This is a genomic window from Sporolactobacillus sp. STSJ-5 (genome assembly GCF_024385605.1).
Classification (GTDB): domain Bacteria; phylum Bacillota; class Bacilli; order Bacillales; family Sporolactobacillaceae; genus Sporolactobacillus.
This window is the reverse complement of the sequence record NZ_JANFOJ010000034.1, coordinates 1-13,312: the sequence shown is the minus strand read 5'-3', so window position 1 is coordinate 13,312 and position 13,312 is coordinate 1. Positions and strand designations below refer to the sequence as shown.

The 13,312-nt window shown below is 40.3% G+C and carries 12 protein-coding genes and 1 other annotated feature; of the genes, 9 read left to right on the top strand and 3 right to left on the bottom strand.

Annotation, left to right across the window (positions count from 1 at the left end; all coding sequences use genetic code 11):
• The first annotated feature begins 358 nt into the window (after nucleotides 1–358).
• On the top strand, nucleotides 359–1,108 hold the full coding sequence (locus NOM01_RS16855) for a DUF3603 family protein (protein ID WP_255749747.1): 750 nt from the start codon (nucleotides 359–361) through the stop codon (nucleotides 1,106–1,108).
• A gap of 245 nt (nucleotides 1,109–1,353) precedes the next feature.
• Entirely contained in the window at nucleotides 1,354–2,229 is an 876-nt protein-coding gene (locus tag NOM01_RS16850) for a helix-turn-helix domain-containing protein (protein WP_255749746.1), read from the top strand.
• A gap of 81 nt (nucleotides 2,230–2,310) precedes the next feature.
• Here NOM01_RS16850 and trpS read toward each other — a convergent pair whose 3' ends face one another.
• The gene (gene trpS, locus NOM01_RS16845; RefSeq protein WP_255749745.1) at nucleotides 2,311–3,303 is read right to left on the bottom strand and encodes a tryptophan--tRNA ligase; all 993 of its coding nucleotides are present in this window, start codon (nucleotides 3,301–3,303) and stop codon (nucleotides 2,311–2,313) included.
• A 63-nt stretch (nucleotides 3,304–3,366) separates the two neighbouring features.
• Nucleotides 3,367–3,614, bottom strand: a binding site (T-box leader).
• A 63-nt stretch (nucleotides 3,615–3,677) separates the two neighbouring features.
• Entirely contained in the window at nucleotides 3,678–4,061 is a 384-nt protein-coding gene (locus tag NOM01_RS16840) for a DUF3899 domain-containing protein (RefSeq protein ID WP_255749744.1), read from the bottom strand.
• Between the two features lie 283 nt (nucleotides 4,062–4,344).
• Between NOM01_RS16840 and NOM01_RS16835 the strand changes: the two genes are divergently transcribed.
• The 5 genes from NOM01_RS16835 (at nucleotide 4,345) to NOM01_RS16815 (ending at nucleotide 10,166) form a co-directional block, all read left to right on the top strand.
• Entirely contained in the window at nucleotides 4,345–6,021 is a 1,677-nt protein-coding gene (locus NOM01_RS16835) for a peptide ABC transporter substrate-binding protein (protein ID WP_255749743.1), read from the top strand.
• A gap of 176 nt (nucleotides 6,022–6,197) precedes the next feature.
• Nucleotides 6,198–7,130, top strand: a complete 933-nt coding sequence (locus NOM01_RS16830) for an ABC transporter permease (RefSeq protein WP_255749742.1) — start codon at nucleotides 6,198–6,200, stop codon at nucleotides 7,128–7,130.
• Complete coding sequence (gene opp3C, locus NOM01_RS16825; protein WP_255749741.1) at nucleotides 7,127–8,134, top strand: oligopeptide ABC transporter permease; 1,008 nt, start codon at nucleotides 7,127–7,129, stop codon at nucleotides 8,132–8,134. The genes NOM01_RS16830 and opp3C overlap by 4 nt, the downstream gene beginning before the upstream one ends.
• Before the next feature lie 18 nt (nucleotides 8,135–8,152).
• Nucleotides 8,153–9,178, top strand: a complete 1,026-nt coding sequence (locus NOM01_RS16820; RefSeq protein WP_255749740.1) for an ABC transporter ATP-binding protein — start codon at nucleotides 8,153–8,155, stop codon at nucleotides 9,176–9,178.
• Nucleotides 9,171–10,166: an ABC transporter ATP-binding protein gene (locus NOM01_RS16815; RefSeq protein ID WP_255749739.1), complete on the top strand. Its 996-nt coding sequence runs from the start codon at nucleotides 9,171–9,173 to the stop codon at nucleotides 10,164–10,166. Before NOM01_RS16820 ends, NOM01_RS16815 begins: the two co-directional genes overlap by 8 nt.
• A gap of 37 nt (nucleotides 10,167–10,203) precedes the next feature.
• Here NOM01_RS16815 and NOM01_RS16810 read toward each other — a convergent pair whose 3' ends face one another.
• Entirely contained in the window at nucleotides 10,204–10,365 is a 162-nt protein-coding gene (locus NOM01_RS16810) for a hypothetical protein (protein ID WP_255749738.1), read from the bottom strand.
• 743 nt (nucleotides 10,366–11,108) lie between these two features.
• Between NOM01_RS16810 and bcaP the strand changes: the two genes are divergently transcribed.
• Nucleotides 11,109–12,530: a branched-chain amino acid transporter BcaP gene (gene bcaP / locus NOM01_RS16805; protein ID WP_255749737.1), complete on the top strand. Its 1,422-nt coding sequence runs from the start codon at nucleotides 11,109–11,111 to the stop codon at nucleotides 12,528–12,530.
• A gap of 309 nt (nucleotides 12,531–12,839) precedes the next feature.
• Entirely contained in the window at nucleotides 12,840–13,235 is a 396-nt protein-coding gene (gene spxA / locus NOM01_RS16800; RefSeq protein WP_255749736.1) for a transcriptional regulator SpxA, read from the top strand.
• Nucleotides 13,236–13,312 lie beyond the last annotated feature (77 nt).

Here is a 13,312-nt window from a genome sequence, read left to right as displayed (position 1 = left end):
GATTTTGCCCCGTATTTAAAAGAATAAACCAGTGTCTTAGCCGAGAATCAAAGCAGAGGTGCGAGACGCCTGCGGGATCAGCCGTGCCAGCGAGCAACCGAAGTAATGATTCAGCACCGTAAAGACACAAACCAATGACACATGACTGGAGATTAAGGACCGGACTCTTTTTGCCCGTTTTTTTCTTATATAGTATTTTTTTTTTACGAGCGCCGAGGTACGTAAATACATAGATTCATAGATTAATGCATAAAATGAACATGAGAAGATATGAGGCACAAAAAATCTGCTCGATCCGAATAAAATCTTCCAATAATGTCCATAATGTTGTCAAATCAAACAGAGGAGATGGAGCCTCATGGAAATTGTCAGTGATATCTGGGTAAATTGGTTTGAGGGTGAAGAGAACAGCTATAATGTATGCGAATTTTTCGAATGGCGTAAACATGATTTTATAGAGCTTCTCGACCAGATTCCTCTGATTAAAGTAGAAAAACCACTCCTTGACTACATTGAAAACGACTTGCAGGATCTTCCCCAAGAATTGTTGAAAGATGTTCGGAATCGAAGCGTGATCTGTAAAAACAATCAACGAGAGATTATTGAATATTGCTTTATCGCAACCGATGGAGAACGCTGTATTGTCGCCGATACCTTGGGCTATTCGATTCCTGTGCGAAAGAGTCGAATGATCCCAAGACAAGAGAGTCTGATCCTGCAGAAGGGAGCAAAAATGGATATCGACCACTATCCGCTTCCTGCCGGATGTTTTCGCAAAAAAGAATATCATATGCTCTCACTTAATCCTGAGTGTATGATGGGCTTAACAAGAAAAGAAAGACAGCTGAAGCAGCTGCTGTTTATGGCGCTTGATCAGCTCTATTCATCTGGGAATGTCGAAGAAATGCGCTATTGGTATACAGAGTGGTATCCGACTAAATATAGTGAAAGCCGCCGAATGACCTTTGATGAGGCATGGCAAGGATTGATTTTAGGAATGAAAAAGGGTTGGTCGGACAAGCATAGTGATCTTTGCGAACGGATGATCAAGGGTCAATCCTATTTCGAAAAGCTGTGGGAGTTAGAACAGGGCACGAAAGTTCAATGAGAGAAAGCTGAATAATAAGACAGACCAGGCAGAATGTTGCTGCTTGGTCTTTTTTTGCTTTATATCAAATCAGAATATCTAATTAAACTTTTTATTAATTAAATGCTCGCTTTGCTTATTGTCGTGTTATTTTTGATAAACTATAAGTAAGTTCAACTTGTGATGAGGGACGCAAAGCATTGTCCTTCTGCGAAACATACTTTATGAACTGCTTAAATTTTACTATATTAAAAAAAGGTGTGCTTATGAATCATCCTGGAGTTACATTAAGATACATCCGAAAATCAAAAAAAATGACGCTGTCGGAACTTGCACAAGGAGAAGTATCGGTTGCCTTTCTCTCCCGCTTTGAACGTGGCGACTGTGACATATCATTTACACATCTTCTTAATTTGCTTAACAAATTGAATGTGTCAATGGACGAGTTTCTCTATGTAAATAACGACTATGAAGTTACTCATTTTCAGAAATTCTTTGATGACTTGAAGGGCTACGTAATGGAAGATAATCTGCATATGCTTCAAGTCCTTCGTGATCGTACAAATAGAAAGTATTTAATAGAAGGAAAAAATTATTATCTGCATTTTTCTATCGTGGCCGAGCTGTATATACGGCGAATTTCCAAGAAAAAGCCGGATCCGAAGATGGTAAAAATTCTGAGTGAATACTTTTCTAATGTGGATGTCTGGGGATACTATGAACTTGTGATTTATACAAATTCGATGTTCAGTTTTCCGGTCGATCAAATGGTTGCACTGTCGCGCATGGCTTATGAGAAAAGTATGGATTATAATCCGCTAGGAAGAGGGGACGTCAAGAAACAAAAAATATTATTAAACACCATTGTGGCACTATTAGAAAACAATAGGCTGCCTGAAGCGAACACATTTCTAATTCTATTGGACGAATCATTGGATAAAGAAAAAGATTCATACATGAAAATTAAGCTTATGTTTTTAAAAGGAATTTACGCGATTAAGTTAGGAAATCGCCAGCGCGGAGAAAAAATAGCTTTACAAGCCATCCAAATTTTTACTGAGCTGGATAGTGCATCACAAGCCAGTACTCATGCCAAATATCTTCAGGACGTTTTGGATTCTACTATATTAAAAAATGATTAAACCTGAAACTAAACTTTTATGAATAAAAAAACAGCCGCCGAGCACATGTAATCGCTCGAGAGCTGTTTTTTGTTCCTTGTCTTAATGCTTGTTTCGTCGTCCGATTCCGAGGGCCTTCTCGGCTTTGCTTAAAGTTTTACTTGCAATAGCGTAGGCTTTTTCTGCACCCTCATCGAGGATTTCATCGAGTTCGGAAGACTCGATCAGATGATTGAATCGTTCCTGAATCGGATTCAATACTTTAACGACCGCTTCGGCAACATCGGTTTTAAATTCCCCATAGCCCTTTCCTTGATAGGAAGCGACCAGATCGTCAACGGATCGGCCTGAGCAGAGAGAGAAAATATCCAGCAGGTTGGAGACTCCCGGTTTAGCATCCCGGTCGTAGTGGATGGATGCTTCATCATCTGTAGTCGCCGATTTGATTTTTTTGATGATATCCTTTTCACTGTCTAGTGTAAAAATGGTTGCCTTGCGGTTCGCATCCGATTTGCTCATTTTCTTTTTTGGTTCAGCGAGTGACATGATTCGCGCACCAACCGGAGGAATGTAAGGTTCCGGAATCGTAAACGTTTCGCCGTATTTGTTGTTGAACCGTTCAGCAAGATCACGTGTCAATTCCATGTGCTGTTTCTGATCAGCACCAACAGGAACAAGATCTGTCTGATAGAGCAGAATATCTGCTGCCATCAGAGGCGGATAGGTGAGAAGACCTGCTGGAATTGCTTTTTTTCCTTGAGATTTGTCTTTGAATTGAGTCATACGTTCCAGTTCGCCCATGTAGCTAGTACATTGCATGATCCAGCCAAGCTGCGCGTGGCAAGGAACTTCCGATTGGATAAAAAGAATGGATTGTTTTGGATCAATTCCCATGGCCAAATAAAGCGCCGCTAGATTATGGATGTTTGTTTGGATCTCCCTCGGATCTTGAGGTACCGTAATGGCATGTTCATCGACAATACAATAGATACATTCATTGCCTTCTTGCAGTGTAACGAAATTGCGCATGGCACCAAGATAATTCCCAAGGGTCGGAATGGACGTCGGCTGAACGCCGGAAAATATTTTTGCCAAAATAAGTCACCTTCCTGATTTTATTATTTTTCTTTTAGACAATATAAAAAGGCCTATCCATCCACAAGGGACGAATAGACCGCGGTACCACCCTAATTTTTCTGCTGTGCAGAAACATCTTTCATCTGATTCTGTTCGAGAATCATTACCGTTGTAACGTACGGAAACGTCTATGCCTACTGACGGATTGAATCCCGAGGTTCGGATTGAAGCTCAGAAGTCCATTCCCAAGCAGTCCGACACTTGGTTTCCATCATACCCAAGCTCTCTAAAGACTTTCTGCAGGTACTCTTCTTCTTCATTGCTTTACTATAAGTCTGTTCAATATTGACATAATTATATATAAAACGCTAATTAAAATCAAATCTATTTAATCATAAGGACCAAGAAAGAAAAATGGAAAGAAGAAACAAAAAAAGACTGTCGAGGAGAAGCGGCCAAATAATGAATGATCTCTTTCCGTCCCGATGTCTATATTCCGCCATTGGAGCTTCAGTGTCCTCTTCCTGAAACGTCTTTTTGCGTGTTGCACGTACAAAACGTTTGAAACTATAAACGACACCGTCAAAAAAACCGCCTTGGACAATAAAAACAATGAGACCAAAGTTGAAAAATAGCAAACTGATAACGGACAAGTGATTAATAAAAGCCAAGTATGAGAGAGAAGAAAAAATTAATTGTGAAAATAGTGTTAAAACGAATTCAATAACCAAGATTAGTAAAATAAGGAAAAAACGTTTTGACTTAAAAATATTCATTGAAGCACCTCTATTATTTAGCAAAATAAGTCGCCTGTTTTGTAATCATTGTTAGAAATTATAACATAACGGCAAAAAAAAATAAGCGGAAAAATGTTGTAGCATCAATATATTCTACATTTTCTGCATCATTAAGCGGCCGAATTTTTAAAAAAAAGAATGCAAAAAAAAAAAAGAACTTGTATAATAGCATTTGTAGGTTTAAGCGGTTCTCTTTATTCGTTGTAATATGGAGGATTAAACCTAAACAAAGATAGCAAATTTAGGGGAGGTTATTACTTTTATGAAGAAGGCAAAATGGTCACTTGTGCTCTCTTTTATCATGGCATTGAGCCTTGTGCTTTCCGCTTGCGGAAGTTCAAGCAGCAGTGACAATGGCAAAAGCGGTGCGTCGAAGCTAGCAGCAAAACAGGAATTGAAGTTTGCGATTACAGCAGACATTCCTACACTCGATCCTAACCTTGCAACGGATACTACGTCATCAAACGCAATTGAAATGACAGAATCCGGTTTGACAAGAATGCATGATAACAAGTTTGAATGGGATCTTGCAAAGGGTGCGCCTAAAGTAAGCTCTGACAAGAAGGTTTATACATTTACCCTTCGTGATCAGAAATGGTCCGATGGCAAACCTGTAACTGCACAAGATTTCGTTTATGGCTGGCAGCGTCAGAACGATCCGGCAGCTAAACCTGCTTACAACTTCTTGTTCGCATCTGTAGGAATTAAGAATGCAGCAAAAATTGAAGATCCTAAAGACCCATTATATGGCAAGTACAAACAACTAGGTATCAAAGCTCTCGATGACAAGACAGTTCAAGTAACTTTGGAACAAGCAGCTCCACCGTTCTTCTACAGCATCTTGTCACAACCTCAATTCTTGCCTCAACGTGAAGACTTCGTTAAGAAGCAGGGGAAAAACTATGCGACTTCAGCTGACACCCTTCTATACAACGGACCATTTACACTTTCCGATTGGCAAAAAGGTACAGGCTGGACCTACAAGAAAAATAAAGATTACTGGAATGCAAAAGCTACGAAACTCAGCAGTGTTAATTTTAAAGTTGTAAAAGAACAAGCAACTGCAATTAACTTGTACAAGACTGGTGCAATTGATGAAGTAGGACTCTCTGCTGAATTCGTTGATCAATTCAAGAAAACATATCCAAAAGAAATCAAATCTGGTGTTGATGCCGGTACTTACTACCTGTATATCAACGAAAAGACAAATAAGAATTTGAAGAACCTGAACCTTCGTAAGGCGTTGAACGCGGCTATTGATCGTGATGGCTTGGTTAAATCAATTCTGAATAATGGTTCAGTTGCATCTAACTTTGTTGTACCGAAGAATTTCGTTGCAGGTCCGGATGGCAAAGATTTCCGTTCAGCTGATCCAGATGGTTTCCCTGCAGGATCAACTTCCGAAGCAAAAACCTACTGGAATAAAGCAAAGAAAGAACTTGGCATTAAGACACTGAAATTGAACTTCTTGAGCCAAGACGGCAGTTCAACACAGCAACTCAACCAGTATGTTGCGAACCAAATCAAGAAGAATCTTCCTGGTGTTGACGTTACAATTAATGCTCAACCATGGGCTAACTATCTGAAATTGAATAATGAATTTAAATATGATATTGCTTTCAGCGGTTGGTTCCCAGATTATCAAGATCCGATGACTTATCTTGATATGTGGACAACTGGCAACCCTATGAATACAATTGGTTGGTCGAATAAGAAGTTTGACAGCCTGATCAATGATGCTCAAACGAATACAGCTGATGCTCAAAAACGTTGGGAAAATCTTGTTTCAGCTGAAAAACTGATGATGTCTGAATATCCAATTGTTCCGCTTTATCAATCTGGTCATACATGGGCAGAAAAATCTTATGTTAAAGGTCTTTCATTCCCATCTTATGGTCCACAAGTTGACTTTGCACGAGCTTATATCTTAAAACACTAATTAAAAAAAGTTTGAAAGATATGTGAGGCATTTTGAAGGAGAGTATATGTCGGTCCTGGCATATGCTCTCCTTTCCATTAATTTATAATTTCTTTAATTATTTAACACACCAAAATCACTGATTGTTGAATGTTAGGAACTATAATATAGATACTAATTTAAGGAGGTTCTATTCGGTGGGTCGATATATTTTAAAACGGGTTGGCTATATGCTCGTTACCTTTTATGTAGTTATTACACTGACCTTTCTGTCTATGAAAATGCTGCCTGGTACACCTTTTAAGTTTGCCAACCGTCTAACACCGGAACAATTAAATCAGCTTAAACATTACTATGGCCTGGATCAGCCGATTCCCGTTCAATACCTTCACTATTTGTGGAATATGCTTCACGGTGACTTGGGTGGATCCTTTCAATATGGTATGCAGCCGGTGACTGAATTTCTTCTTCAACGCTTCCCGATATCGATGGAGCTTGGTATCGAATCGATGATTTTTGGCACAGTATTAGGCATCGTTCTTGGTATTATTTCTGGTATCTATCGTGGTAAATTTCTTGATTGGGGAACCGTTACACTGACCGTTCTTTTTATTTCGATACCGTCATTTATTTTTGCGGCAATTCTTCAGTATTTCTTTTCCGTTAAGATTCAGCTTTTTCCGGTTATCGGTTGGGATTCACCGATGACTCATGTATTACCGGTCATCTCTATTGGTGTAGGTGTCATGGCATCAATTGCTCGGTTTATGCGTACAGAAATGGTTGAAGTGCTGAATCAGGACTATATTGTAACGGCACAGGCAAAGGGTTTAAGCACAGTAGCGGTTATTTATAAACATGCCATTCGTAATGCAATGATTCCAATCGTCACAGTGATTGGGCCGATGACAGCGGCTGTGGTAACAGGATCACTCGTTATTGAGAATATTTTTGCGATCCCTGGCATTGGATCACAATTTATTGATGCCATTGTCACCAATGATTATCCGATGATTATGGGGACGACTGAACTGTATGCCGCATTATTTATTGTGACTATTTTAATTGTTGATATTCTATATGGTGTGATTGACCCAAGAATTCGTGTTTCTGGAGGGAAGTCATCATGACAACAACTGAAGCGTCAGTAACAAAGGACCTTTTTGGACCCGTTGAAGCGGACAACTCGGAAAGTGAAAAAATTTCCGGTGAAAGTATCAGTGCCTGGAAGGACGCAGTTCGCCGTTTTGTTACGAATAAAGGTGCGATGGCTTCAATGATCATTATTGCTTTGATTGTTATATTGGCTATTATTGGTCCTCATTTCTTTGGATATGGTACTGATGATCAGGACGTTTCACGTGCAAACTTGCCACCCAAAATCGGTGCATTGACGTGGATTCCTGCGTTTAGCGGTCAAGAAGGCGGCGTAGATATTTACAAAGAAAAACATATTACCACGAACTATTGGTTTGGTACGGATCAGCTTGGACGTGATTTGTGGACAAGAACATGGAATGGTACTCAAATTTCTCTAATCATTGCATTGATTGCAACACTTGCCGACGTGCTCATTGGCGTAGTCTACGGTGGAGTTTCCGGATACTTTGGGGGCATGGTTGATAATGTTCTGCAACGTATTTTGGAAATTATTGCCGGTATTCCAAGCCTTGTATGGATCATTTTGCTTATTTTGATTATGCAGCCAGGTCTGTTTGCAATCACTGTGGCAATTTTGGCGACAAGCTGGCTATCAATGGCGCGTATTGTTCGCGGCGAAATGCTGAAACTGAAAAATCAGGAATTTGTCCTTGCTTCACGAACACTAGGTGCAAGTGATGGACGAATCATATTTAAGCATTTAATTCCAAATTCAATTGGAATGATCATCATTAATACAATGTTCTCAGTTCCGAGTGCAATCTTTTTTGAGGCATTCCTGAGCTTTATCGGATTAGGGATTCGTTCGCCGCAGTCATCGCTTGGTTCGTTAATTAATGATGGATATCAAATGCTTCAGATTCATCCTTATCAGACCCTATATCCTGGTATCATCATTTCGCTCCTGTTGATTTGTTTCAATATTATGGGAGACGGGCTTCGTGACGCATTTGATCCGAAGCTGCGTCGATAAAGGCAGGAGGTATTCATTATGAGTCATTTATTGGAAATCAATAATTTGAGTGTGAAATTTCATATATTTGGTGGAACAGTACAAGCTGTCCGCGGTATCAGTTTGAATTTAAATAAAGGGGAGACCCTGGCGATTGTTGGCGAATCCGGTTCCGGAAAATCGGTGACATCGAAAGCAATTATGGGACTGATTCCGAGTCCTCCAGGTGAAATTGCGACCGGGGATATTCTGTTTGAAGGCAATGATCTTGTTAAATATTCCAAGAAGCAGCTGCAGAAAATCCGTGGTAAGGAAATTTCAATGATTTTTCAGGATCCGATGACCGCCTTGAATCCAACGATGAAGATCGGCAAACAAATTATGGAAGGTTTGATTAAGCATCAAGGAATGACGAAGCATGATGCAAAAAAACGTGCAATTGAACTGCTGCAATTGGTAGGTATACCAAATCCGGAAAAACGTGTGGATGAATATCCACACCAATTTTCAGGCGGGATGAGACAGCGTGTTGTTATTGCCATTGCATTAGCTTGCAATCCGAAAATTCTTATCGCAGACGAACCAACAACGGCACTTGATGTGACGATTCAAGCACAGATTCTTGATCTTATGCGTGATTTGCAGAAGAAAACAGGAACAGCAATTATTTTAATTACCCATGATTTAGGTGTAGTGGCCAATTTGGCACAACGTGTTGCTGTAATGTATGGAGGAAAGATTGTAGAGACTGGTACCTTGGATGAAATATTTTATAATCCAAAGCATCCGTATACATGGGGACTGTTGTCTTCTATGCCAAAATTGCATGCCAAAACCGATAAATTATTGGCGATTCCAGGGACTCCTCCAGATCTGAGTAATCCGCCAAAGGGTTGCCCATTTGCTCCAAGATGTCCTTATGCGATGAAAGTATGCACGGATCATATGCCTGAGTACACAGAAATGTCGAGCACGCAAAGGACAGCTTGTTGGCTGCTTGATGAGCGGGCACCAAAGGTGGAACCGCCTGCAACAATTGGTGTAGGAGGATCAAATAATGACTGAACAAAGAGAGAAATTGCTTCAAGTTAAAAATTTGAAGAAATATTTCACTATTTCGCGTCAAGATATCTTAAAAGCGGTTGATGAGATTAGTTTTGATGTCTACAAAGGTGAGACCCTTGGGCTGGTTGGCGAATCAGGTTGCGGCAAGTCCACGACCGGAAGAACGATTATTCGTCTTTACGAGCCTACTGACGGCAAAGTGGTGTTTGACAACCATGATATAAGCGGCAAACTCTCTGCAAAAACAAGAAAGGAGTTAAGAAGACGCATGCAAATGATCTTTCAGGATCCGTATGCATCGCTTAACCCGAGAATGATGGTTAAAGACATCATTGCAGAAGGAATTGATATTCACCATTTAGCCAAATCACCAAAAGAACGCATGGAACGTGTTTATGAAATGCTGGAAACAGTCGGCTTGAATCGTGAACATGCTAATCGTTATCCGCATGAATTCAGCGGTGGTCAAAGGCAGCGTATTGGAATTGCAAGAGCACTTGCTGTTGATCCGGATTTTATTATTGCCGATGAACCGATTTCAGCGCTTGATGTGTCCATTCAGGCTCAGGTTGTCAATCTGTTGCAGGAATTGCAGGAAAAACAAGGCTTAACCTTCTTGTTTATCGCACATGATCTATCAATGGTAAAGCATATAAGTGATCGAGTCGGTGTGATGTATCTCGGAAATATGGCCGAGCTTGCGAGCAGCGATGAAGTGTACGAACATCCTCTTCACCCATACACTCAATCGCTTCTGTCGGCAATTCCGGTTGCTGATCCTAATATTGAACGTTCACGTGAACGGATTATATTGGAAGGTGACGTGCCAAGTCCAATTGATCCGCCCAGCGGTTGCCGTTTCAGGACGCGTTGCCCATTTGCAATGGATGTGTGCGCGAAAGTAAGACCAAAATGGCATGAGGTAGAAAAAGATCACTGGGTGGCTTGCCATCTTCATGACGAGGAAATGAAAACTGAAAAAGCTTAAAAAAATAACCCTTGCGCCTATTTATATCGGCGCAGGGTTATTTTTTTTTGTAGATACTATAGAGCTGCACAAAATAGCTGATGACAGTGATGAGCAGTAAAATAGTGATGATTGGCATAGTCAATACATGATAAAAATGATACAAAAGAATGGTCAAAACGAGCAAAAGGGTAAGAATGACTGTGATTAATCGCGCCATGACATCAACTCCTTTAGGGTAGGGTATATTTTTGAATACTTTTTGTTTTTCTCACGTATAGTATAAGAGAAAGAGGATTCAGTTGGCCATCTTCATTACAAATGTGGTTGCGATGCGCTGTTCTGTTAATACTGATGTCCAAGCTTATCACATGCATATGTGAATCTCAAGTTGTGCAAGATACATTTTCTGGACAGGTGCAAACGGAGACAAGTCGAAAAATTACCTTGACAAGCAGGCATACCGGGTTGAGAATAAAAAGAGACAGGTACACTTCTGCGTGAGTCACGGGAATAAAACTTTGTATAAATGGTTTAAGGAGGCGATTATCGGTGAAACCGAAGGAAGTAAGGCGGAGGCGCAAAAATTCAATCAGAAAATGGTTGAAGGAGACATTAGGACAGTTGCAACCTAAGTCACAAGATGCACCGTCATCAAACTTAAAATTGCCGGCGTAATGTAGTGGAACTATCCACATAGATATATTGAACAATGAGTGAGGACTTCTTGCATTTTGGGGAGTCCTTTTTGCATGGAAAATGTTTAAATAACTTCAGTGTTTCTAAAAAAGTCAAATAATTTGTAATTAGTACCTTTACATAAGACCAGGTAACATGTAGAATGATTTTTACAACTTAGTGGAAAAATAAAGAGAAAAAGTCAGATTGTCAAAATTCTGAAAAAAGAATAAATAGAATTCATTAAGTTGTGTTATTAAGGATATACAGAAGGAGATTTTAAGGATGAGGCGTTTGCTTAGCACGTTATTCAGAAGAAAGCCGATGGATTATACGATTCATCAGGCGAGCGGCAAGAGCGGGCTGCAGAAAGCAATGGGAGCTTTTGATTTGACCATGCTTGGTGTTGGAGCGGTGATCGGTACCGGAATCTTTGTTATGACAGGTATTGTTGCTGCGAACAATGCAGGGCCAGCTATTATTTTATCTTTTGTTTTATCAGGAATCGCATGTGCATTCGCAGCTTTGTGCTATGCGGAATTCGCTTCGATGATTCCGGCTTCAGGCAGTGCATATACGTACAGCTATACAGTTTTCGGTGAATTGTTCGCATGGATTCTTGGATGGGACTTAATCCTTGAGTACGGCCTTGCCTGCTCAGTTGTGGCTAGTGGATGGTCTGCTTACTTTCAAGAATTGCTGAAGGGATTCGGATTTCACTTGCCTACCGTAATAAGTGCCGCGTTTGATCCTGGTAAAGGAACTTACGTTGACGTGATGGCAACGGTGATTGTGCTTCTGTTATCGGCAATCCTGCTCAGCGGGGTTAAGGAATCAAGCCGAATTAACGATATCATGGTACTTATAAAAATAGGTGTCGTTGTGCTTTTCGTCGTTGTCGGTGCATTCTATGTGCAGCCATCTAATTGGACGCCATTTATGCCTTACGGTTTTGGCGGCGTTGTACAAGGTGCAGCAACAGCTTTTCTGGCCTACATCGGCTTCGACGCAGTGTCTTCGGCTTCTGAGGAAGTGCGGAATCCGCAGCGTGATATGCCGATCGGTATTCTGTCGTCACTTGCCGTTTGTATGGTCCTGTACATTGCTGTCTCGATCGTGTTGACAGGAATGGTTCCTTACACCAAATTAAATGTAGGCGATCCTGTTGCATTTGCTCTTCGCTTTGTTCATCAGGACTGGGTAGCAGGATTTGTTTCTCTGGGGGCTATTCTTGGTATTACTACGGTACTTTTTGTGATGATGTATGGACAGACTCGGCTGTTTTTTGCAATTAGTCGAGATGGTCTGCTGCCAAAATCAATTGCAAAGTTATCAAAAAAATCCAAGACGCCTGTATTCAGTATTCTCCTGACTTGGATTATGGCAACGATTTTTTCAGCACTTGTTCCGCTCGATGAATTGGCGCAGCTTGTAAATATTGGTACACTCTTCGCTTTTATCGTTGTTTCGATCGGTGTGGTCATACTGCGTGTGAAACGACCAGACATCAAACGGAACTTTAAGGTGCCGTTTGTTTATGTGATTCCATTCCTTGCCGTTCTTTCATGCGGGTTTCTGATGGTCAATTTATCAGGAGAGACATGGATTCGTTTCTTAATTTGGTTTGGCATTGGCCTTGTGATCTATTTACTTTTCGGTTTCAAACACAGTGAACTTGGCAAGTTGCAGAAACAGCAAAATCAGTAATAGGATTTTTAAGTGAAAATATATTTTCTTGGAAAAGAAGGCTATACTTCTTTTCCTTTTTTTATGCTATCTAAAGTTCAGTGTTGTTCGTTAATGAGCCTGTAATTCGTGTGTAATGTTTCGTAATGAGAATGAGCGGGAATAATGAAAATAATCTTATTGTCGAAAAAAGGTGAAAGAAGGCGCATATAATGATGAAATATGAAATTATTTTCACATAAAAAAGGGTATAAAATTTATAAGAATTATTATATAATAAAAGAAGCCTTAGAGAATAGAACGTTTCTATTATCCAAAGGAGGGCGAATTATGGTTACATTATATACATCACCAAGTTGTACATCGTGCAGAAAGGCAAAAGCTTGGCTGAAGGAACATGATATACCTTTTAGAGAACGAAACATTTTCTCCGAACCGTTATCGATTGAAGAAATTAAAGATATTTTGCGCATGACCGAGAATGGGACGGATGAAATTATCTCGACACGGTCAAAAGCATTTCAAGAATTGAATATTCAGTTGGAAACAATGTCGATCCAGCAGCTTTTTGAATTGATTAAAGATAATCCAGGGTTGTTGCGGAGACCGATTATGCTTGATGACAAGCGGCTGCAGGTTGGCTATAATGATGATGAAATTCGTCGTTTTCTTCCGAGAAAGGTACGTACATTCCAGCTTCAGGAAGCTCAGCGCTTGGTTAACTAAAGAAATGAGCAACAAACGGATGCCCTTGGGCATCCGTTTGTTGCCTGTTGAGAACGGCTGCTCTTTAACGTGCAGCC